Below are 23,026 nucleotides of genomic sequence, written 5' to 3' on the forward strand. Positions count from 1 at the left end.
CATGGGGAAGAATAAAACCATAAGGAGATAAAACAATGAGCGTAATTTCAATGAAACAGTTACTGGAAGCCGGTGTTCATTTCGGACATCAGACAAGAAGATGGAATCCTAAAATGGCTCCGTACATCTACACAGAGCGTAATGGTATCTACATCATCGACCTGCAGAAATCTGTAGGAATGGTAGATGACGCATACAAAGCTGTTGCAGACATCGCAGCAGACGGCGGCACAATCCTTTTCGTAGGAACCAAAAAACAGGCTCAGGACGCTATCGCTGTTGAGGCAGAGCGCTGCGGAATGTACTATGTAAACGAGAGATGGCTCGGCGGTATGCTGACCAACTTCAAAACCATCCAGAGCCGTATTGCAAGACTGAAAGCAATCGAGACCATGGAGCAGGATGGCACCTTCGAAGTTCTTCCGAAAAAAGAAGTCATTGAGTTAAAGAAAGAGCTTGCAAAACTGCAGAAAAACCTTGGCGGTATCAAAGAAATGAAGAGACTGCCGGACGCTATCTTCGTAGTAGATCCGAAAAAAGAGAGAATCTGCGTACAGGAAGCTCATACACTGGGAATTCCGCTGATCGGTATCTGCGATACCAACTGCGATCCGGAAGAGCTTGACTATGTAATTCCGGGTAATGACGACGCTATCCGTGCCGTAAAACTGATCGTTTCCAAAATGGCAGACGCAGTTATCGAGGCAAAACAGGGCGAGGCTGAGGAAGCTGCATACGAAGAAGCAGCAGAGACAGACGCTGAATAATTTACGCGAAGTAATGAACTGGGGGGAACTTGAAATTCAGGTTCCCTTCGGCGAATCTCACAATAGCAGACCGGCATGAAGATGCAGTCTGCTGAATCACGTATACGGAGGAATAAAACAATGGCTATTACAGCAGCAATGGTAAAAGAGTTAAGAGAAGTAAGCGGTGCTGGTATGATGGACTGCAAGAAAGCTCTTACAGCTACCGAAGGTGATATGGACAAAGCAATGGAGTTCCTGAGAGAAAAAGGACTTGCTACTGCTCAGAAAAAAGCTGGCAGAATCGCAGCTGAGGGTATCGTTATGCTGAACGTATCCGAGGATGGAAAGAAGCTGTCGCTGTAGAAGTAAACGCTGAGACAGACTTCGTTGCAAAGAACGAGAAATTCCGTGGCTATGTAGCACAGGTTGCAGAGCAGGCTATGGATACAACTGCAGCAGACGTAGAAGGATTCCTGGCAGAGCCTTGGAAATTCGATACCAACGAGACCGTTGGCGAAGAGCTGGCTCATCAGATCGCTACCATCGGCGAGAACATGAACATCCGTCGTTTCCAGCAGGTAAAAGAGGAGAACGGTTTCGTTGCTTCTTATACTCATATGGGCGGTAAAATCGGTGTTCTGGTTGACGTTGAGACAGATGTTGTAAACGATGACCTCAAAGAGATGGCTAAAAACGTTGCAATGCAGATTGCAGCTCTTCGTCCGCAGTACACAAACCGCGACGAAGTAAGCGCTGATTACATCGCACATGAGAAAGAAATCCTCATGGCTCAGATTCAGAACGACCCGAAAGAGTCTCAGAAACCGGAAAAAGTTATCCAGGGAATGATCCAGGGCCGTATCAACAAAGAGCTCAAAGAGATCTGCCTGCTTGACCAGGTATACGTAAAAGCAGAAGACGGAAAACAGTCCGTAGCTCAGTACGTAGCACAGGTTGCTAAAGCAAACAACGCAACCGTAGCAGTAAAAGGTTTCGTTCGTTTCGAGACCGGTGAAGGAATCGAGAAGAAAGAAGAGAACTTTGCTGAGGAAGTTGCTAAACAGATGAACGCATAATTCAACTGTGAATTTGTAAAAATAACGCAAAAATATAAAACCCTCATAAATGTGCAGAAAATACACGATTTATGAGGGTTTTTTACTGTCACAGGCAGTATCCATCGGAAATGCAGTAAGTGCCCTGAAGGATACCGTCCCCGGAGATTTCCCGGCAATGAATCTTTCGGAGATTTGTGAATTAATCCAGGAACATAAATCGAATGGTCCGGTAATGGAGATGAAACGTTAAACATAAGAAAAGAGGAACAAATTTGAAAAAACAAGACAAAAGAAACTGGCCGAAAGCAGTGATTCAGATCCTTTCTTTCCTGCTGATCCCGGGCTTGTTTGAGGCGCAGTTTTCTGCGGTTGGGACGATTATTTCCGCAGTTTATCAGGGGACGGTTTCGTGGGAACGGATCAGGTATTCGGTATGGATGGTGCTGGCGACGGTTCCGGCGGTGATTATTGTGGGACGGTTTTTCTGCGGATATTTCTGCAGCTTCGGGGCTGTGCAGGATTTTCTGTGGTTTGCAGGAAATAAGCTGAAAAAGCGGTTTCGAAAAGCAGGTGCGAAAAACCTGCATTCAAATTCAAAGAAGAGTGGAAGAAATGTTCCAACAGGCTGGATCAAATATGGTGTGCTCCTGTTCTGGGCAGTCTTCGTATGGAGCGGTATGATAAAATGGAACATCGCAGGGCCGTGGCAGGTGTTTGGACAGTACAGTTCCATCGGACACTGGCCGGGCGTGAAGCCGATGTTTTCGATTGGCGGTGCGCTGATTCTGGTGATTTTCGTCGGATCCGTCTTAATCCAGCGCTTTTTCTGCCGGTATCTCTGTCCCATAGGAGCCATCTACAGCATGATTTCCAGATGTACGCTGTTAAAAATTGTAAAACCGCGGAGCAAATGCGGAAGCTGCCGTCTCTGTACTGCAAAATGTACCATGGGAATTGATCTGACAGAAAAAGAGCAGACGGCAGGCGGCGAGTGTATTGGATGCGGGGTATGTATAAACGGATGTCTGAAGAACAATGCACACTGGAAGTACCGATACAGCGTGTGGATCGGTGTCGGGGTGACCTGCCTTACGATTGCAGCGTCACAGTTCCTGATCCGGAGCGAGAGCGGTTCCGTTGGTAAGACAGCAGGTGATGCGGCCATTGATACGGCAGAACAGAATCTGGACAGCAGATTCCAGGACGGCACTTATTCCGGAAGTGGAGAAGGCTACCGCGGAACCGTGACCGTTTCCGTAAAAGTGGAACAGGGAACGATAACCGGACTGACGATAGAGAACGCCGAGGATGATCAGACATATCTGGACAGAGCAAAGTCAGGAATCTTTTCGGAAATCATGAAAAAACAGAGTGCCGAGGAGATAGATACCGTTTCCGGCGCCACCTACAGCAGTAAAGGGTTGATTGAGGCCACTCAAAATGCGTTAAAAGAAGCCGCCGGAGATGAGAATACTGTACAGGAAAATACAGCATCTGAATCGACGGATACAACGGAAGAAAAACAGGCATTCCTGGACGCCGGCCGTTTCCACGACCTGAAAGACGGCATCTGCACGGGTACCGCCGATGCCTTCCGCGGGGATGTCGAAGTGCAGGTAACGGTAGAAAACCAGAAAGTGACCGACATCTCCATCCTTCCTACTGCGACACCGAGGAATACTTTTTCCGTGCAGCGCCTTACGTGATAGGGCAGATGAAAGAAGAACAGAGCCTTAACATCGACGCCTTGAGCGGTGCCACCTACAGCAGCAACGGTATCATTCACGCCACCGCCAATGCACTCGAAATCCCGGAAGACGAATATGCACCGCGTCCTGGCCGGGATCTGGCACATAAGCAGAAAGAGCACGGTCATATTGTAAAACATACGATCGAGAGCCAGGAGCAGTATGAAGAAAAAGTAAAAGAATACGAAGACGCACAGAATTAAAAAACAAAAATAATCTCAAAATAAGCACTGTAAATACATCCATCTGTATTTGCAGTGCTTTTCTGCTGTAACAGAACCCCGCCTGACTGCATCAAAAATATAAAAAATTTAACAATCATTTGATATAGACCTTATAGGAACAGGATAGCAGTTAAAATACAAATGTGCTACGATCGTGATTGTAGTAAAAAATATTCTGAAAGAAATGGCAGGAACAGCAAAAATACAGCGGTTAGGCTGGAGTCTGGAATGGATGCAGCGCATATCTGAAAAAGGAAACGAAAACCTGGGACAGCTGGGATATACGGATCATTCGCAGAAACACTGTATGCAGGTTGCCCATCATGCAGAGTACGGTACACTTCTTGCAAATGAACTTTTAAAAGAAACGGATATGACGTTGGAAGACAGAGTAACCATCGTTCCTCGGTTCTGCAGTTATTGCAGCTGTAAAACTGGCAGGCGGAACGATCAACGTGGCGGTTGCATGCCTGGCGATTTTCTTTGCACTGGGATTTGTTTTCCTGAAAATTGCAGATCGGCAGCCGATGGCGGGGGAGAGATAAAACAGAACATAGCATAAAAAATCTCAAAGCAGGAGAGAAATCCGCTTTGAGATTTTTTGCGTTTCACTCCGGGGTTCCGCAATGAGAGGTTTTGTGGTACAATAAGCAGTGAGTCGGGCCGCAGGGGATGAGGGGGCCTGAAAAATATGAATCATACAGACAGGATGAAACAAAAATGGAAAAAACCAAAAAACTGGCGGTAGGCATTTTAGCGCATGTCGATGCGGGAAAGACGACGCTGGCAGAGGGAGTTTTATATAAAACAGGCCAGATCCGGAAAGCCGGAAGAGTGGATCACAAGGACGCCTTTCTGGACACGGAGGAACTGGAAAAAGCAAGGGGCATCACGATCTTTTCCAAACAGGCCGTGCTGAAGCTGAACGAGACGGAGGTCACACTCCTTGACACGCCGGGCCATGTGGATTTCTCGGCGGAGATGGAGCGCACTTTACAGGTCATGGACTATGCGGTTCTTCTGATCAGCGGTGCGGACGGCGTGCAGGGGCATGTGGAAACCCTGTGGCGGCTGCTCGCGCGGTATGAGATCCCGGTCTTTCTCTTTATCAACAAGATGGATCAGCCGGGCACGGATGCGGAAAAACTGCTGGAAGAACTGCAGAGCCGTCTCTCAGAGCACTGCCTGAATTTCTCGCAGGATCTCCAGAACGCAGAATTGCTGGAAGAACTCGCCATGTGTGATGAGGACGTGCTGGAGCAGTATCTGGAAACGGGAAGCGTGGAAGAAGACCAGATCCGCACGATGATCGCAGAGCGGAAGGTTTTTCCGTGCTGCTTTGGCTCTGCACTCAAGATGGAGGGCGTGACGGAATTTCTGAAAATTCTGGACCGGTTTACAAAAACGCCGGAGTACGGCGGGGATTTTGGCGCGCGCGTTTTTAAGATTTCAAGGGACACGGCAGGAAACCGTCTGACGCATCTGAAAATCACGGGCGGCGTGCTGAAGGTGAAGCAGATGCTCGGCGAAGAAAAGGCAGACCAGATCCGTATTTATTCCGGTGCGGGCTATACGATGGTACAGGAAGCACCGGCGGGGACGATCTGTGCCGTAACGGGACTGAACAGCACTTTCTCCGGTCAGGGCATCGGCAACGAAACCGAGGCGGAAAAACCGGTGCTGGAGCCGGTGCTGACGTACCGCATCGAGCTTCCGCCGGACTGCGATGTCCATCAGATGCTTGGAAAACTGCGCCAGTTAGAAGAAGAAATCCCGGAGCTCCACATTGTCTGGAATGAGCGCCTCGCGGAAATCCATGCGCAGGTCATGGGTGAGGTGCAGATCGAGATCTTAAAGAGTCTGATCCACGAGCGTTTCGGCGAATGGGTGGAATTCGGAGCCGGAAATATTGTATACAAAGAGACGATCCGCAGTACCGTGGAGGGTGTCGGCCATTTCGAGCCGCTGCGCCATTATGCGGAAGTTCATTTGCTGCTGGAGCCGGCAGAACCGGGCAGCGGACTGCAGATTGGAACCGTCTGCAGCGAGGACACCCTGGACCGCAACTGGCAGCGTCTGATCCTCACACATCTGCTGGAGCGGAAGCATCCCGGCGTGCTGACCGGGTCGGAGATTACCGATATGAAAATCACGCTAGTCAAGGGCCGTGCGCACATTAAGCACACCGAGGGCGGCGACTTCCGCCAGGCGACGTACCGTGCGGTGCGGCAGGGGCTGAAAAAAGCAGAATCCGTTCTGCTGGAGCCGGTCTATGCGTTCCGTCTGGAAATTCCGTCGGAATCGACGGGACGGGCGCTGAACGATATCCAGCGGATGTACGGCAGCTTTGAACCGCCGGAAATGGAAGGCGATATGACAGTGATCACCGGAACCGCACCGGTTGTGACGATGCGGGATTATCAGAAAGAAGTGACTGCTTACAGCCGGGGACGCGGAAGAGTGTTCTGTACCTTAAAAGGATATGAGCCGTGTCACAACGCGGAGGAAGTGATTGCCTCCATCGGCTACGATTCCGAGGCGGATGTGGAAAATCCGACGGGTTCTGTGTTCTGTGCCCACGGGGCAGGCTTTGTCGTTCCATGGAATGAAGTGGAAGACCATATGCATCTGGAATACACGCTGGAAAATCCGGAAGAAGAAAGCGATTCAGCCGAATCTGCGGCAGACCGGAGCGGCGGAGCATCCTCTGTGCAGAAAGCAAAAAAAGCATCCGACCGCGTGCCGATGGCAGCTTCCCTGCAGGAGGCAAAGGAGCTGGAAGAAATCTTTACGAGGACATACGGCAAAGTGGAGCGGAAGCGCGCCGGTTTCGAGCGGCGGACACGTCCGGTCACCTCGTCGTCCGGCATCGGGGATCCCAAATATGCAAAATCAAACCGCCCGAAGGAGCCGCAGGAGGAATATCTGCTGGTGGACGGCTATAACATTATTTTTGCATGGGATGATTTAAATGAGCTGGCGAAGTATAATATTGAGAGCGCCAGAGGAAAACTGATGGACATCCTGTCAAATTATCAGGGATATAAAAAAATGACGCTGATTCTTGTCTTTGATGCCTACAAAGTAAAAGGCAACCAGGGTGAGGTCGGCATGTACCATAATATTCATGTCGTTTATACGAAAGAGGCGGAGACGGCTGACCAGTACATCGAGAAAACGGTTCACAGGATCGGCCACAACGGCAACGTAACGGTGGCTTCCTCGGACGGTCTCGAGCAGATCATCATTATGGGAGCGGGCGCGCATCGTCTCTCCGCACGGGATCTGCGCACCGAGATTGAACATACAAACGGCCAGATCCGGGAAAACTATCTGGAGAAAGAACAGAAAACGAAGTCGTACCTGCTGGAGAACGCCTCCGGAGAACTGGGAGACTTTTTAAAAGAGCTGGAAGAAGAGCGAAAAAAAGAGAGTAAAAAGAGCAAAGGAAAGGCTTAAGATGAATTACGCAATCATACTATCGGGGGGAATCGGAACGAGAATGCAGATGGGGGATTTTCCGAAGCAGTATCTGGAAGTGGAAAAGAAACCGATTCTGCTGTATACGCTGGAGCAGTTTCAGAAAAGCAGTGCCGTTGAGAAAATCGTCATCGTGGCGGCAGATGCCTGGAGAGAGAAGATCCGCGGATGGATGGAAGAAGACGGGATTACGAAATTTCTCGCCTTTGCGGATGCCGGGGATACGCGGCAGGAATCCATTCATAATGGCCTTACCGTCTGCGTGGAGGATTCCGTATCGGAGAACGACGGTGTGATCATCCACGACGGCGTGCGGCCTCTGGTGAGCGAACAGCTGATTGGCGACTGCCTTGCGGCGCTTGCCGATCATGAGGCTGTATGCCGGTGCTGCCGATGAAGGACACGATCTATCAGAGCAGCGACGGAACGAAAATTGACCATCTGCTGGAGCGCAGCACGCTGTTTGCCGGTCAGGCGCCGGAAGCCTTCCGGCTGCATCCGTACGCGAAGATCAACCGGGAAGCATCGAAAGAGGAGCTGTCCCTCACAAGGGGAACGAGTGAAATTGCCTACCGCCATGGAATGGATGTGGCGATGATCCCAGGGGATGAGCGGAACTTTAAGATTACAACAAGGAGCGACCTGGAGCGTTTCTGTACGATTGTGGAAGGAGAAACGAAATGAGAGCATACGAGCTGCATGGAGTCAATGATTTAAGAAGGGAAGACATCGAAAAACCGGAAATCCCATCCGGCTGGGTTCTGGTGCAGGTAAAGGCATCAGGAATCTGCAGCTCCGATATTCCGCGGATTTTCACAAACGGAACATACCATTTTCCAACGATTCCGGGTCACGAGTTTTCAGGCGTGGTTGCCGCATACGGCGAGGGTGTGCCGGAAGAGCGAGTTGGAAAACGGGTCGGCATTTTCCCGCTGATCCCATGCCGCACCTGCCGCAGTGCCGGCAGAAAAAATATGAGATGTGCGAACACTACGATTACCTCGGCTCGCGCCGGGACGGCGGCTTTGCGGAATACGTGGCCGTGCCGGACTGGAACCTGATGGAGCTGCCGGAAAACGTCAGCTTCCGCGAGGCAGCAATGCTGGAGCCGCTCTCTGTGGCGCTTCATGCGGTGAAACGAAGCGGTGTGAAGCCGGGCGATACCGCAGCAGTGATCGGAACGGGCATGATCGGTTTTGCAGCGGCAGCGTGGGCGAAAGCGCTCGGCGCCGAAACCGTTTTTGTGATTGGACGGGGCGAAGCAAAACGTGCGATCGCAGAACAGATCCCGGGCATCTCATATGTGACGGAAGAGGAGAGTAAAGCGATTCAGGCGGATGTTGTAGTAGAAGCGGTCGGAACGCCGCAGGCCGTTTCCAGTGCAGTTCTTCTTGCAAGACCGGGCGGAAGCATCGTGCTGATGGGAAATCCATCGGGCGATCTTGCGATGGAAAAGAACGTGTACTGGCGCATCCTGCGCAAACAGCTGAACCTGATGGGAACGTGGAATTCTTCTTATGAAAAAGATGAAGCCTGCGACTGGACGGAGGCACTCGATGCGCTTTCGAAGAAGAAAATCCCGGCACAGGCGCTGATCACGCACTGTTTCCCGTCCGAAAAGCTGATGGACGGACTGGAACTGATGAAAAATCATAAAGAGCCATACTGCAAAGTAATGGTTTCATGGGAGTAGAAATATGAGAAAAAGTCAGATATCGGCATCCATGATGTGCTCAAACCTTGTGGATCTGCAGGCGACGATCGATGTATTTGAAAAAGAAAAAGTCGAATATCTCCATATCGATGTGATGGACGGCGAGTTCGTTCCGAACTTCGGCCTTGGCGTCGACTACATCCGCGGACTGCGGGAACTGACGAGTATTCCGCTCGATCTTCATCTGATGATTAAAGACCCGGAGTACAAGCTGCCGTGGATCGGCATTTACAAAGAGGACATCGTGACGATTCATTATGAGAGCACTTTCCAGGTGCAGCGCGCGCTCGATTACCTCGTGCCGTACGGCTGCAAGCGGTTCCTCGCGATCAACCCGGCGACACCGATCGGGCAGATCGAGGAAGTGCTTGATTATATCGACGGCGTCAATCTTCTGATGGTGAATCCGGGCTTTGCCGGACAGAAAATTGTGCCGAGTACGCTGCGCAAGGCGGAAAAGCTGCAGAAATTTCTGCAGGAGATGCACCGGGAGGACATCATTTTAGAAGTGGACGGAAACATTACGAAGGAGCACGGCGCGACGCTGCGTTCCTTTGGAGCCAGCATTTTTGTGGCGGGAACTTCGAGCATTTTCTGCACCGATGTATCGCACTTCGGAGAAAAAATCCGGGAATTCCGGAAAGCAGTGGAATAAGAAAAAGAACTGCCTTCCCGGGATGCACGGTTTGAAAAACAGACGAATACTGTAAAGTGAGAAATGACGGAGCGTGTCATATGGTAGAATTGCTTCTGCTTGCTGCGGCGCTCTCAGCCGATAACTTTGCAGTAAGCATCGGATATGGAAGCAGCAATACGAGAATTTCACCCGGCATGACGGCGCTGCTGAATCTGTTTTGCAGTGCTGCCCTGGTTGCTTCCGCGCAGTTTGGAAAAAGATTTCTGCAGTCCGCAGGACCGGAATGGGGAACCAGAGTGGGTGCGGGCTGCTTTTTTCTTATGGGAACGTTGAAAATTTTCGAAGAACTGAGAAAACGCAGAAGAAAAAAGCAGGGAAAACCAGAAGCAAGACTGGAACATCTGGAAAAACAGCTCCACCCACTGGAATTTGGCCTGCTGGCGGTTTCGATGTCGGTGGATGGAATTGTCTCCGGCGTCTTTGCCGCGGATCTTCCGGTGACAGGAGGACAGATCTTTTTTGCCTCCTTCGCGGTCGGAATGGCGGCGATGTATGCCGGAACTGCCATCGGAAAAAAGACGGGGCAGAAAAACGGCGGAAACGGAGCACTGTTCGGAGGAATTCTGTTCTATTTACTGGCGTTTTTAAAGCTCACATAGAATTACATGTAAGAAAGAAAAACCAGCAGATCCCGGCGTAAAATTGACAAGCCCGTGCAGATATGCTATAAAAGTAGGAGGTTTGCTGCTGGAAAATTTAAAAAACAGATGCAGCAGACAAAGTAAGAGAGGAAAATACATGATTTCAGTAGTAATCCCTTCGTACAACGGTGCAGAAACACTGTTTCAGGCAATCGACTCAGTCCTTTGCCAGACAACAAAAACCCCGCTGGAAATCCTGGTGATCGACGACCATTCCACGGACGATACGATGGAAAAGATGGGGCGTTACGGAGAAAATGACCGGGTACGGTATATCCGGAATGAGACAAACAAAGGAGCGTCCGCATCCAGAAACCGCGGTGTACAGCTCGCAAAGGGCGATTACATTGCCTTTCTGGACGCGGATGATTACTGGGATCCCGAAAAACTGGAAAAGCAGGAAAAAGCCCTTGCAAAGACCGGTGATGTGCTCTGCTGTACGGGTCGGGAGCTGATTTACGATCAGGAACCGGAAAAGCAGAAGATTTTTTCTGTCCCGGAGCGGATCACCTACAAAATGCTGCTGCGCGGCAACGTGATCGGCTGCTCGTCGGTACTGGCCAAAAGAAGCGTTCTGCTGGAATTCCCGATGGAAAAGGACGAGTGCCACGAGGATTATCTGGACTGGCTGCGGATCCTGAAAAAATACGGGAAAGCCTGCGGTGTGGATGAGCCTTTGCTGAAATACCGGCTGTCCAGCACAGGAAAATCGGGGAATAAACTGCATTCTGCAGGAATGACTTACCGTGTTTACCGCGAGCTGGGAATGGGAACGTTCCGCTCCCTGTACTGTTTTGCGTGCTATGCCGTAAACGGTGTGCGGAAGTATTACGGTAAGGGCAAAAAGAGAGGAAGAGATTGATGAACTATAAAAACAGGGAACAGTACAAACATCTGATGCGTGTCCTGGCGGTCGCGGCGATTGTGCTTCTGGAATGCACTGTTTTTTCTGTGTTCTGGGACAGATACTATGCGAGCCACCTGTGGCTGGAGCCGTTCTGGGATAAGGGAAATCAGATTATCGTCGTGATCTACGGTATTTTTCTTCTGGTTTTCATGTACATTTACGGCGGCATGAAGATCGGCTACATGAAGGGAAGCAGCATCATCTATTCCCAGATGATGACGGCATTCTGTGCCAATGCGCTGATGTATCTGCAGATTATCCTGCTGTGGCGCCACCTGCCGTACATTCTGCCGATGGTCGGCATGACACTCGTGGACTTTGCGCTGGCAGGCATTGTATCCTGGCTTTTTGAGAAGACGTTTGCGCGTCTCTTTCCGCCAAGAGAGGTGCTTCTGATTTACGGTGAATACCCGATGGAAAGCCTGGAGCTGAAGATGAACCAGCGGCCGGACAAGTATATTGTAGCACATAAGGTGAGCGTGGAAGTGGGAGAGAAAGAGCTCTGCCGCCAGATTGACGCATACGGTCAGGAGGGCGTGATCCTGGGCGATCTTCATTCGGAGCTGCGCAACCGTCTGCTGAAATATTGCTATGCGAAAGAAATCCGTGTCTATCTGACGCCGAAGCTGTCGGATATTATGGTACGGAAAGCGGAAGCGCTCCATATTTTCGATACACCGCTTCTGCTCGCGCGAAACAGTGGTCTTTCGTTTGATCAGAGATTCTGCAAGCGCCTGCTGGATCTGCTTGTATCGACGATTCTTCTTGTGATCACGTCGCCGATTATGCTGATCGCAGCGCTCTGCATCAAGCTGTATGACCATGGCCCGGTGTTCTTTAAACAGAAACGTCTCACGATCGGCGGAAAAGAATTCTATGTCTACAAATTCCGAAGCATGATCGTGGATGCCGAAAAAGACGGCGTAGCCCGTCTGGCAACGAAGAACGACAGCCGCATTACGCCGGTCGGAAAGGTGATCCGCGCGACGAGAATTGATGAGCTGCCGCAGCTTCTGAACATTTTCAAGGGCGATATGAGCGTCGTCGGACCGCGCCCGGAGCGGCCGGAGATTGCAAAGGAATATGAGGAATCGATTCCGGAGTTTGCTTACCGTCTGAAAGTAAAGGCAGGCCTTACCGCTACGCCCAGATTTACGGAAAGTACAACACGACCGCATACGACAAGTTGAAGCTGGATCTGATGTACATAGAAAGCTATTCGATTTTAGAGGATCTGAAGCTGATTCTTGCAACCTTTAAGATTGTCTTCACAAAGGAGAGCACAGAAGGGCTCGAGGAAGGACAGACGATCAGCCTGAACGCAAAGGAAGAGGAGAAAAAAGATGTTTAATACCGAGGACGAAATTCTGCGCCGGCTGCAGGAAAAAAATCTGGAAATGGCCGTCATGTTTTACCACTGGTGCCAGAGAAACCATCTGACCTGTTATCTCTGCGGCGGCGGCTGTATCGGTGCAATCCGCCACGGCGGCTTTATTCCGTGGGACGATGATCTCGACTTTTTCATGCCGCGGAAAGATTACGAGAAGTTCCTGAAAATCTGGGATACACAGGAGGAGAGTAAAATCTACAAGCTCGAGTACCCGAAAGAGGGCTTCTGCAATGCGCATACGTTTGCGAACATCCGCGACAGCCGCACCACGCAGGTGAAAAAGGAGCAGGTCGATATGGATCTCTGCCACGGCGTTGCACTTGATATTCTCCCGATCGAGGGCTATGCACCGGGAAACCTTGCGCGGAAATGGCAAGTGATCGAGGGAAAGATTTTCCAGCTCTTCTGCACGCAGGTTATTCCGACCAAAGAACGCCACGGCGCGTTTATGCATTACCTGGGAACGATTCTGCTGGCGCTGGCTCCGACGCAGAAGATGCGGTACCGGATCTGGAAGCAGGCAGAGAACTATATTACAAAATTTGATATCGACAGCCCGCGGGTGGACGGCATCACCGAGATGTGCGCACCGCAGGCGATTCTCCGGAAATATCCGAAAAAGATTTTTGCATCGGCGATGGAGGTTCCGTTCGAGAATGAGCGCCTGCCGATTCCGGTCGGATATGACACATATCTGCGCATGGCGTTCGGCGATTATATGAAACTGCCGCCGAAAGAACAGCAGAAAGGGCACCACGATGCGGCGTTTCTGGATCTCGATCATCCGTATGAGCAGTATAAGGGGATACACTACTGCTGTAAGAAATAAAGAAAGAGGATAAAACAATGCCGGAAATTTCAATCATTACCCCGGTGTATCAGGCAGAAAAATTTTTAAAAAAATGTGTGGATTCCATTCTCTCCCAGTCTTTTACGGACTGGGAGCTGCTTCTTGTAGATGATGGAAGCACCGACAAGAGCAGTGAAATCTGCCGGACATACGCAGAACAGGATGCGCGGATCCGTTATCACCAAAAAGAGAACGGCGGCGTCAGTTCGGCGCGGAATGCGGGCGTTGCGCTTGCAGAGGGGCGTTATATCACGTTTGTGGACAGCGACGATTTCGCAGCGGAGGATCTTCTGGAAACACTGTATCGTCTGGCGGAAAAATATGATGCCGAAATGAGTATCTGCCGCGGATACGATCTCTATGAAGGAAGGCCGGTGCCGGATCTGAAACAGGAGGGAATCGAATCTGTGACCGACAGCGAGGAGGGACTGCGCCAGGTGATGAAGGCGCGCGTGTTCGGCGTGATGCCGTGGGGCAAGCTGTATCGGAGAGAGATTTTCGAGGGCGTTGTCTATCCGGAGAAAACAATCGCCGAGGATGCATACGTCATCGTTCCGTTAATGGAGCACTGCCGGAAGGTGGCCTTTTCCACAGCACAGAAATACTATTATGTGCACCGGCGCGAAAGCCTCACGACAAGCGGTTTTCGCTGGTCAGATCTGGGTTCGGTGGAAGTATGGGATCATAATCAGAATGTCGTGGAAGAACGCCACCCGGCGCTGAAAAAAGAAGCAGGTGTGCGCTGCTGCTGGGCGCGGTTTTTCGTGCTGGACAAGCTGATGCTGTTGGAAACCATGGACGCGGAGAAAAAGGCGCTTGCGAAGAGGCTGGCAAAAGAGCTTAAAAAGCATCCGCTTCTGGTACTGGAAGGCGATCACTTCACGAATGGGCGGAAAATCGCCTATCTGACCCTGTTTCTGGGAACCGGAATTTACCGGCAGTGCGTTCGTGCACTGTTCCGGAAAAGAAATTTATAAAAAATGCGGCAGAAACGAATGAGATTTTCGTTTCTGCCGCATTTTTATATGGATTTTTCTAGCTTTCTTTTTCGGAAAGCAGAACACCGTTTTTATCAAACACATACGTTGTTCCGTCAATTTTTTTCGTCCCGGTGACGCATCCGCCCCAGCTCTGGAAATAATATGTTTTTCCGTCAATTTCTGCCCAGCCGGTCTGCATGGAAGCATCATCGTTGAAGTAATACCAGTTGTTTTTATAATAGAACCACTGCGATTTTCTCGCACCGCCCCAGCTGTAGGTAAAGTACCAGACACCGTCCCGGATCACCCATTGGTTTGCCGGCATGACGCCGTTTTCATCAACAAAATAAAGATTGTTATCATACGTAAAGGCTTCATCCGTTTTCCGTGTACAGTCCTCATTAATATAATAGTATTTATTCTGAAGCAGCAGCCAGCCTTCGTGTGCGGCACCGCCCCAGCTTCTGAGATAATAATAGTTTCCATCCCATTTCAGCCACTGGTTCTGATACATTTTTCCGCTCTTATTTACAAAGTAGAGATTGTTGTCATACAGGAACTTTCGTTCTGCTTTAGGGAACCGTCCGCATTCATAAAATACCAGGCGCCATCGATCTGATACCAGCCATTGGTTACGCAGGAATATTTCTGTACATAATACCAGGCACCGTCATGGTACAGCCAGGTGCTGCCGGAAATACCGCCCCAGGAAAGAAATTTGACGCGGTAACCGTTTAAGGTAAGTGTCGTATTGCGTGCGGCACCTCCCCATGTGTAAAAATAGTACATCGTTTTGGTCTCCGGATCAGCGTGCCATCCGGACGAATACATAATACCGGTATCCTTGGCGAGATAGTACCAGTTGTTGCTGATAAACTGCCATCCGGTCTGCATCTCACCGCTGCCGGAAAAATAATAGTAATCTCCATCAAGCAGAAGCCAGCCTGTTGCCATAACGCCGTCCGCGCCGAGGTAATACGTTTTGTGGTCGAGGGTGAGCCAGCCGGTATACGGTGTTTCATCATCGTTGTAGTAATACCATTTTCCATCCCGTTTTACCCAGCCGATGACGTGGCGTTCGTTTGTGATCACGCCGTTTTCATCGGAGGTATATTCGATGCCCGTTTCTGTGTCGCGCCAGGAAGTGGAGCATACGAGAAGATGGCTGCTGTCTGCATAATATTTCTGTCCGCCGCGGGTGAAAAATCCGCTGTACGGGATGCCGTCATGATAAGCAACGAGCTTGGAAGAACGGCCGCGGTAAATTTCATAGGTATCATCCACGTTGGAAGTGACCGCGGAACCGGAAAAGTCAGCAATGACTGCCGGAAGATCGCCGGAATATTCTGTCGTGGAAAATACGCGCAGCCCCAGCGAGGTCAGGGTCTCGACGGTATCGTTATCCATAATACGGAAGTCACCGGTCTGGATAAAATATTCCGGGTTGACGGCAGCAAGATAGTCTGCATCGACAGCATTCGGATATCCGTGATGATTGGAAGTCATCAGATCAATGCTGTACAGCCCGTAGTTCGAAACAATCCGGCTGGCATCGCCCTCGACGTCGTCGATATCGCTCGTCAGAAAAGCGCGGTGGTCGTTTGCGGAGGCAATTACACCAAGACAGAACTGGTTGGCGTCCTCTTTTGGACTTGTGAGATAATCTTCCTCGTAGTTGACAATCTGGATCTGGAAATTTCCAAAAGCAAAATCAGGAGATCCTTCTTCTGCGGAGGCGGCACCGGGATTCAGATGCTGGATCAGGGTCACACCTTCAGTCTCTTCTACAGCAGTAAGAAGCTGGTCGTAGACATAAAGATTGTCCCAGAGACGCGCAGTATTATAGATATAACTGTCATCATACGGGAGCAGATAAACCCGGTCGGGGGAATACAGCCGCACGATGGTATCGCCGGTTCCAATATGGTCGCTGTGCGGATGTGTTGCAACATAAAACTGCAGATTATCGGAGGTGACACCGAGGGAGTCCAGGTAGGAGAGTACCTCATCGTCGTAGCCGGTCGACGTTGTGATGCCGCTGCGCAGCGGATAACGCGGATCAGATCCGTCAGGGTAATCCCAGTCCTCGCCGGAGTCTACCATGCCGAAAATTTTCTGGCCATTATCGTCTACACTTTCCAGAACGATGGCATTGGAGCCGCTGTCGAGTGTCAGAATGTGAATTTTTGCTGTAGTATCAGCCGCATGTGTGTTTTCCGGGGTGAGAAAAAGAAAAGCAGCGGCAAGGGATGCCGCGCCAATGGAAAACATGGATCTGCGGGTATGCCGGGAAAAAGGCATATCAATGGCTCCTTTCGTAACATATATCATTAAAACAAAAAGTAAAACAGCCGGGTGGAAAATAAGCGCTCAACATCACAATTATACAAAATTTCAGGGAAAAGTCAATGTTTATTAGAATTTCGATTACTTGACGCAGACAGGGCATCATGTTAGAATGAGTGGGATTGGGAATGTAAGGAAAAGAAAGGAACCAAACATGATTACCTTATTAAAAATGCCGGCACTGTTTCTGGGAATGCTCGCAGTGTTCTGCTGCCTGGGTTCTTTTTTTATCAGAGAAAACAGGTATGAGAGCGGACATCTGGGTGAAACTGTGCTGTTTGGCTTTATTGCATATTACTTCTTATTTGAACTGATTTCTGTGCCGATGATGGTGCTCGGTGCAAAGCTGCATCTGCTCGCATGGGTATGGGCTGCTGTTGTGGCTGTCCTTGTAATTGCTTCCATCTGTCTTCATCTGGGAATGTGGAGAGAGTGGGGAAAAAGAAGCGGCGGTTTCTGGAGAGGAAAGACGGCGGCTTTTTATGTGATGCTGGTGCTGATTGGAATCCAGCTGTATTTTGTTGCTGCACTGCAGGAAAACGGCAGTGCGGATGCAGCGTATTATGTGGGAAGTGTGACAACGAACCTTGCGACAGATTCCATCAGTAGCTTTGACCCATATACAGGAAAAGCACTGGATTTTTTTAACATCCGTTATGTGTTCAGCATGTATCCGGCAGCAAATGCAGTACTGTGCCGTTTAACGGGCCTTCATCCGCTCGTAGTGACGAAGGTGATTCTCTGTATGATGACGGTAGTTTTAAGTTATCTCGTCTATGCACAGATCGGAAAGGCGCTGTTAAAAGAAAAACAGATGGTATGGGTGCTCCTGTGCTTTATTAGTGTTGTGAATCTGAATTTTCATACGATCTTTTCAAATGCGTCGTTCCTGCTGACGAGGGGATACGAGGGAAAGGCCGTATTGTGCAATATCATCCTCCCGTTTCTGTTTTATCTTGGTCTGCGCATGTATCAGGAGAAAAACGGAAAGAGAGTCTGGCTGCTGTTTTTCATGACAGGCGTCGCTGCGATTGACCTTACGATGTCATCCATGATGACTGTACCGGTGGCCATGAGTGCTGTGATTCTGCCGAATCTTGTGCGGAAAAAACGCTGGGGACAGAGCAGGCTCTATCTGCTTGCTGTGCTACCGTGTGTGCTGGTGCTTGGGGTCTATCTCCTTGGTGTGCGCGGTATCCTGCAGATTCCGGTTGTGCGGTAGAAAGGAGAAAATGTGGGCGGAATAAATCTGAATGAGAGCGGCCTCGATTTTGTGAGACAGGTCTTTGTGACGTTTGGAGGAAACACAACCGTACTGACGCTGTTTCTGCTGTCGGTGCTGTATCTCGCTTTAAAAGGAAAAAAGGAAGAGCGGTATGTGTTCGTAACAACCGCTGTTTTTCTGGCCTTTACGGTATACAATCCATTTGCGGTGAAATATATCCTGGGAAAACTTGGAATGGTCAATGTCTATTACCGGTTTTTCTGGATTCTGCCGATGGTACTGACCATCGGATATGCCTGCACGAAAGTTGTGGGCGGGCAGAAAAAAGGCTGGAGACGGTATCTGACCGCGGCTGCGCTGGCAGCGGTCATCTGTTTTGGCGGAAATTCCGTACTGGCTGGCGGACTGCCGAAGCTGCCGGATAACCAGTACAAGATGCCAGATGATCTTCTGGCCGTCTGTACGGTGCTGCACGAAGAAGCGGGAGAGGGAACCGTAAGAGTTGTCTTTGAACCGGATTTCAACCTGATCGTGCGGCAGTATGATGCTTCGTTTGAACTGGTTCTGGACCGCGATATGGTTCTGACCTATCAGGGCTCCAATACGGTATCAACCGATGCACTGACCGAGCAGGAAATTGAAGACGAAACAAAGATCCTTCAGATTATCACACAGATGGATCTGTCGCTGGATCAGAAAGAATTTTACAGAAGTCTTAGGGAAATGAATGCAGAGTATATTGTACTTTCGAGCAGTTCAGCGGCAGTATCCTATGTGGAAACAGCGGGGTGCATCCCGGTAAGAGAAGTAGAAGGGCATATCATTTTCCGCGTGGAAGAAAAGTAAGAAGGAGGACTTGTTTTTGAATAAGGCAAAAGATTATATTCAGCTGCACCTGAATATCCTGCTGTTTTCTCTGACGAGTGTGTTCTCAAAAGCAGCATCGGTTCAGCTGACGGGGAGGAATCAAAAATCCTCTATTATATGTATTTTTATTTCTGATGGTTGCAAACTGTGGCATTTACGCTATTGCATGGCAGAAGGTAATCAAAAAATTCTCTTTGTCAACCGCATATGCAAACCGCAGCGTCTATCTGATCTGGTCCCAGATCTGGGCCGTGCTCATTTTTCATGAAAATCTGACGGTAAAAAATATCATCGGCCTTCTGATTGTGCTGGTGGGAGTTATGGTGGTGCAGCGATATGAATAAATATATGATTTTAATGCTGATCTGTACAATGTTTTCAGCAGTATCACAGATTCTGCTGAAACAGAGCGCCAACGAGGAGCATGCATCTGCACTTCGCGAGTATCTGAACTGGCGCGTGATTGTGGCGTATCTGATTTTTGGCAGTGTACTTCTTTTAAATACGTATGCCTACACACAGGTAGATTTGAAATACGGTCCGGTGTTGGATACCTTTACGTACGTCTTTGTCCTGCTGCTTTCCTTTGGCGTTTTGAAAGAAAAGGTATCAAAAGGAAAGCTGATTGGGAATCTGATTATTATCCTGGGAGTACTGGTGTATACATTGCCGTAAAACGTTCCGATGATGGAAAGAAAGCGATATCAGCTAAGCAGTCCTTGTCCTTTGAAATAGGGGGTCTGCGTACAACAAACGAACGGCTTTTGATTATGAATAAGAAAAAAATAGATTATCGTTTTAAGATATTATATGCTGTGGCGATTCTGATGGTTGTTGCGGGACATTGTGATGGTGGTGGAATTTCTTTGGACTTTGCGCAATGGTTTCCGTATGAGGGAATCCATCTGGCGCTGTTTACTTTTTGTTCAGGATATTTTTTTAAAGATGCAGCACTGAAACGACCGGGGAGATATGTCTGTAAAAAGCTTCGTACCCTGATACTTCCAATGTATGGGTATACGATTGCGTATGGGCTGCTTGTCAGGTTATTACATCGGTGGGGCTTTCAAATCGGTGGAAAATTTAATTTGCACAATATTCTGATTTCACCTTTAAACGATGGGCATCAGTTTGTCCTTAATATGGCCGGCTGGTATATTGTGCCCTTGTTTATGGTAGAAATATTAAATTGTATGATTCGGGCATTTTTTAAGCGAAAAGGATGGCAGATACCGGAATGGATATTTTTTGCAGGGGCAGTACTTATTGGAATGGGCGGCAATTTTTTGGCGATTATGGAATATCGCACCAGCTGGTGGCTGACAGTGGTCAGAATTCTGTATTTTGCTCCGTTTTATGCAATGGGTATTTTTTATAAAAAGATACTGGAGAAATATGTGGACAGGATTCCATCTGTAGTGTATTTTGCGATTGTGTTTGCTGCAAAACTTATGATTTTTCTTCATTATAAAACTAGGTTGGCTTATACGCCAGCGTGGTGCAATGACTTTAATCAAGGACCGGTCATGCCAATTATTATTGGTTTTTTTGGAATTGCACTTTGGATGCGGATTGCAACGATAATGGAACCAGTATTTGGAAGAAAAAAGTGGATTAATCTTCTTGCAGACAACACATTTTCGATTATGGAAAATCAGTTTTTGGGTTTTTTACTTGTAAAAGTTGCTTTCGGAACAATTGCGAATGGCACAAAGCTGTTTTTGAAGTTTGACTGGTCAAGATGTAAAAGTGATATTTGGTGGTATTATATGCCGAAGGACGTAGAACAGACAAAAATTCTGTATTTATTAGCAGCGATTTTTGTTGCCTTACTGATCCAGTGGATCCTTACACAGGTGAAAAAAATGGGAAAAAACATATTTTTGTACGTAAGACAATAGTTAAGCGTATACTGCTTTAAATATTTTGCAAAATAAAAATCCCGCAGAAAAAGAAATGAAAACTTTTTCTGCGGGATTTTATTTTATATTGCATAGATCTGAATCGTTATCAAATTTTTATTGATAATCGATAGGAGACAGGTTGTGAGGATCATCTTCCGCAGAAGAGCCTAGATGTCTGATGGTTTTGGAATTATCCTCATTTTCAGAGAAATCGTCCTCATCTATTCCAGAAGAAGAACTTTCGACTGTGGAATCCAAATCGTTTTCTGTAAAAGAAGAAGCGGAGGAAATGTCACTTACCGAAGTGGAGTCGGGTGTTTCCTCTTCCAATTCAGGATTTGTATCGCAAGGACCCTCGATGAGATGGTAATCCGACTCGGAAAAATGATACCATTTCCCATCCTCAAGCTTTTGCCAGCCGGAAACCGCGTGGCCGTCCTTATCAATAAAATAAGACTGCTTACCGTCAGCCCAGAGCTGATGTGGATTGTAAGTTACCCATTCGTTATTGGCAAATCGATCTTCTTCCTTAATATAAAATTTCTGATATTCGCCATCGCCGACCCAGACGGGGGTAAGATCAGCATCAAGTTCATCGAAGAATCGGGAGCCCATAGAGAGCTGGCGATTCAGTTCATCGAAGCCAAGTTCTTCGGCAAGTGTAGGCTTGTCTGAAAAAAGATTCGTACCAAGTCCAAGACGGTCACCGTCAATGACAGCTCCAAGGCTTGCGAGAGTAGTTGGGAACATATCCATCGTGGTGAAAATCCGATTTTTTTCATGAACCGGAAGAATGGGTGAATTTAAAATAGCGTTATAAGTAGAACGTTGATAATCTTCATCGATGTTTTCACAAAAATCAGAGTCCATGGTCAGATGATCACCGGAAAGAATTATAGTCGTGTTTTCATAAAAAGGCTGTTCCTTGATCCAGTCTATAAACTCACTGACACGGGAACTGGAGCAGTCAATCACCATACCGTAGTGGTCATCTCCGTACTGCTTTTCATCACACTCGTCACATTTGTAGCCGTCCTCGAAGTGGGTGGCAACAGTCAGCATACTGAAGTTGAACGGTTCGTCATTCTTGGAAATCTCCGTCAGTTTATCTTTTGCATACTCAAACAGTTTGGCATCTTCATAGCCCCACCACTGGTAGTAGCCTTCCGGGATCAGTCCCTCGCTGATCGCCCAGTAGTAATCGTCAATTTCATAATCACCGTGCGAAGTGAAGTAATTCTTCCGTCCGCCGAATGCGGCATCGGAACCCATCATAAAGTACTGTTTGTAGCCGGCTTCATTGAGAACGTCGCCAAGTGTTGAAAGCTGCGGAAAAAAGCTGTCCTGATAAGCCATCTCATTGCCTTGAATCGAAAGCTTCAGCGGAAGACCGGACGTCTGTGCAAAGAGACCGCCCATGGTCCAGGTGGTTCCGGTTGTCGGATAAGCGCCGCCCAGCTTGTCGGAGTTGGAAAAATTGATATTGTCCAGGGCAAGATTAGTCAGGGCGGGAATAAAATTGTGGTCGTAAGCACCGCCGTCTTTTTTATCAGAATAGGTGCTTTCCATTGATTCCAGATAAATATAGATCAGATTCCGTTTCTTTTCCGGGAATGTAATCGTTGTCTGGGACGGATTGACGTAATTATCTTCGATCAAAGTGCTGTAGCTGTTCTGAATGTGCAGGTAAGTATCGATATCCAGCGTCGTCCAGACATTATAAAGAGAATAGGAAGAAAGAGCGATTCCCAGGGCAATGCAGATGCAACCGAGAATGATTTCCACTTTCTTCCGATGGCGCAGGATAATAAAAAGCGCGATCAGAATAGCAAGAACGGCAAAAGAGATCATGCCGCAGGACCAGACGTAACTCCAGAGCACATCCTTGCTGGTACCCTCAAGGGGTGCCTTTAAGTGATAAACAAGTTCTTCCATATCAAGATGCGCCCAGGTCGCGAGCATCCAGCGGGAAGACGTAAAAAGAAGGATCCCAAGGAATCCTAACAGAACGGAAAGAATGGAAAAAAGTATCTTTCCAACATGCTGTACTTTTTTGCGAGACACAGTAAATAACCTCCAGTTTTCTTTAGTGTTTTATAATAGGTAACAAACAGGTAGCGTTAGGTATAAAATATAACTGGGAACTTACGATATTATAACAGAAACTTTACGAAAAAAATAGTATTTTCTTAAAAAATACGAGTGGAAAATGAAAATCCGGGAATTTACATAAAAAGCGGAGGGGC

Annotated in this window: 20 protein-coding genes and 3 pseudogenes; 20 read left to right on the forward strand and 3 right to left on the reverse strand. The window is 48.5% G+C overall.

All coding sequences use genetic code 11. From position 1 onward, the window contains the following. The first annotated feature begins 35 nt into the window (after positions 1-35). The 15 genes and pseudogenes from rpsB (at position 36) to DWZ60_RS07690 (ending at position 14,435) form a co-directional block, all read left to right on the forward strand. Entirely contained in the window at positions 36-767 is a 732-nt protein-coding gene (gene rpsB, locus DWZ60_RS07610; RefSeq protein ID WP_022461152.1) for a 30S ribosomal protein S2, read from the forward strand. A gap of 120 nt (positions 768-887) precedes the next feature. After that, positions 888-1,825, forward strand: a pseudogene (gene tsf / locus DWZ60_RS07615) (translation elongation factor Ts). 254 nt (positions 1,826-2,079) lie between these two features. Then, positions 2,080-3,513, forward strand: coding sequence for an FMN-binding protein (locus DWZ60_RS07625; protein ID WP_119221467.1), 1,434 nt, complete (start codon positions 2,080-2,082; stop codon positions 3,511-3,513). Positions 3,514-3,521: 8 nt separating this feature from the next. Next, the gene (locus DWZ60_RS07630) at positions 3,522-3,758 is read left to right on the forward strand and encodes an FMN-binding protein (RefSeq protein ID WP_119221468.1); all 237 of its coding nucleotides are present in this window, start codon (positions 3,522-3,524) and stop codon (positions 3,756-3,758) included. A 175-nt stretch (positions 3,759-3,933) separates the two neighbouring features. Further along, positions 3,934-4,341, forward strand: coding sequence for a hypothetical protein (locus DWZ60_RS18035; protein ID WP_242998498.1), 408 nt, complete (start codon positions 3,934-3,936; stop codon positions 4,339-4,341). Positions 4,342-4,499: 158 nt separating this feature from the next. Beyond that, a complete protein-coding gene (locus tag DWZ60_RS07640) occupies positions 4,500-7,238 on the forward strand; it encodes a translation factor GTPase family protein (RefSeq protein ID WP_119221469.1) in 2,739 nt (912 codons plus the stop codon). A gap of 1 nt (position 7,239) precedes the next feature. Further along, positions 7,240-7,943, forward strand: a pseudogene (locus DWZ60_RS19590) (IspD/TarI family cytidylyltransferase). Continuing rightward, the gene (locus tag DWZ60_RS07655; RefSeq protein WP_119207740.1) at positions 7,940-8,320 is read left to right on the forward strand and encodes an alcohol dehydrogenase catalytic domain-containing protein; all 381 of its coding nucleotides are present in this window, start codon (positions 7,940-7,942) and stop codon (positions 8,318-8,320) included. Before DWZ60_RS19590 ends, DWZ60_RS07655 begins: the two are co-directional and overlap by 4 nt. Further along, a complete protein-coding gene (locus tag DWZ60_RS07660) occupies positions 8,239-8,952 on the forward strand; it encodes a zinc-binding dehydrogenase (protein WP_119221471.1) in 714 nt (237 codons plus the stop codon). The genes DWZ60_RS07655 and DWZ60_RS07660 overlap by 82 nt, the downstream gene beginning before the upstream one ends. Positions 8,953-8,956: 4 nt before the next feature. Continuing rightward, positions 8,957-9,628 (forward strand): ribulose-phosphate 3-epimerase, encoded by a 672-nt coding sequence (locus tag DWZ60_RS07665; RefSeq protein ID WP_117801721.1) that lies wholly within the window; start codon positions 8,957-8,959, stop codon positions 9,626-9,628. Positions 9,629-9,708: 80 nt separating this feature from the next. Further along, positions 9,709-10,269 (forward strand): manganese efflux pump, encoded by a 561-nt coding sequence (locus DWZ60_RS07670; protein ID WP_055219426.1) that lies wholly within the window; start codon positions 9,709-9,711, stop codon positions 10,267-10,269. A 139-nt stretch (positions 10,270-10,408) separates the two neighbouring features. Beyond that, positions 10,409-11,173, forward strand: a complete 765-nt coding sequence (locus DWZ60_RS07675; RefSeq protein ID WP_119221474.1) for a glycosyltransferase family 2 protein — start codon at positions 10,409-10,411, stop codon at positions 11,171-11,173. Between the two features lie 830 nt (positions 11,174-12,003). Further along, positions 12,004-12,569, forward strand: a pseudogene (locus DWZ60_RS19595) (sugar transferase). Continuing rightward, positions 12,562-13,437 carry a LicD family protein gene (locus DWZ60_RS07685; RefSeq protein WP_118741696.1) on the forward strand — a complete coding sequence of 292 codons (876 nt, stop codon included), beginning with the start codon at positions 12,562-12,564 and terminating at the stop codon, positions 13,435-13,437. Before DWZ60_RS19595 ends, DWZ60_RS07685 begins: the two are co-directional and overlap by 8 nt. 17 nt (positions 13,438-13,454) lie before the next feature. Next, positions 13,455-14,435, forward strand: a complete 981-nt coding sequence (locus DWZ60_RS07690) for a glycosyltransferase family 2 protein (protein ID WP_055219419.1) — start codon at positions 13,455-13,457, stop codon at positions 14,433-14,435. A gap of 58 nt (positions 14,436-14,493) precedes the next feature. Here DWZ60_RS07690 and DWZ60_RS07695 read toward each other — a convergent pair whose 3' ends face one another. After that, positions 14,494-14,952 (reverse strand): hypothetical protein, encoded by a 459-nt coding sequence (locus DWZ60_RS07695; RefSeq protein WP_117814209.1) that lies wholly within the window; start codon positions 14,950-14,952, stop codon positions 14,494-14,496. 14 nt (positions 14,953-14,966) lie between these two features. Next, positions 14,967-16,739: a hypothetical protein gene (locus DWZ60_RS07700; protein WP_158576355.1), complete on the reverse strand. Its 1,773-nt coding sequence runs from the start codon at positions 16,737-16,739 to the stop codon at positions 14,967-14,969. 199 nt (positions 16,740-16,938) lie between these two features. On the opposite strand from DWZ60_RS07700, the gene DWZ60_RS07705 reads away from it, so the two are divergent. The 5 genes from DWZ60_RS07705 to DWZ60_RS07725 all read left to right on the forward strand — a co-directional run bounded on the left by DWZ60_RS07705 (position 16,939) and on the right by DWZ60_RS07725 (position 20,777). Continuing rightward, complete coding sequence (locus tag DWZ60_RS07705; protein ID WP_118600536.1) at positions 16,939-18,006, forward strand: DUF6077 domain-containing protein; 1,068 nt, start codon at positions 16,939-16,941, stop codon at positions 18,004-18,006. A 12-nt stretch (positions 18,007-18,018) separates the two neighbouring features. Next, positions 18,019-18,855, forward strand: coding sequence for a hypothetical protein (locus DWZ60_RS07710; RefSeq protein ID WP_055227571.1), 837 nt, complete (start codon positions 18,019-18,021; stop codon positions 18,853-18,855). 155 nt (positions 18,856-19,010) lie between these two features. Continuing rightward, the gene (locus DWZ60_RS18045) at positions 19,011-19,220 is read left to right on the forward strand and encodes an EamA family transporter (protein ID WP_242998502.1); all 210 of its coding nucleotides are present in this window, start codon (positions 19,011-19,013) and stop codon (positions 19,218-19,220) included. After that, a complete protein-coding gene (locus DWZ60_RS07720) occupies positions 19,213-19,551 on the forward strand; it encodes an EamA family transporter (RefSeq protein ID WP_022462983.1) in 339 nt (112 codons plus the stop codon). Before DWZ60_RS18045 ends, DWZ60_RS07720 begins: the two co-directional genes overlap by 8 nt. Before the next feature lie 95 nt (positions 19,552-19,646). Continuing rightward, positions 19,647-20,777, forward strand: coding sequence for an acyltransferase family protein (locus DWZ60_RS07725; RefSeq protein ID WP_119221473.1), 1,131 nt, complete (start codon positions 19,647-19,649; stop codon positions 20,775-20,777). A 117-nt stretch (positions 20,778-20,894) separates the two neighbouring features. On the opposite strand, the gene DWZ60_RS07730 is transcribed toward DWZ60_RS07725, so the two are convergent. Continuing rightward, positions 20,895-22,715, reverse strand: a complete 1,821-nt coding sequence (locus tag DWZ60_RS07730) for a sulfatase-like hydrolase/transferase (RefSeq protein ID WP_227093577.1) — start codon at positions 22,713-22,715, stop codon at positions 20,895-20,897. Positions 22,716-23,026 lie beyond the last annotated feature (311 nt).

It is taken from the genome of Blautia sp. AF34-10 (genome assembly GCF_003477865.1).
Lineage (GTDB): Bacteria > Bacillota > Clostridia > Lachnospirales > Lachnospiraceae > Fusicatenibacter > Fusicatenibacter saccharivorans.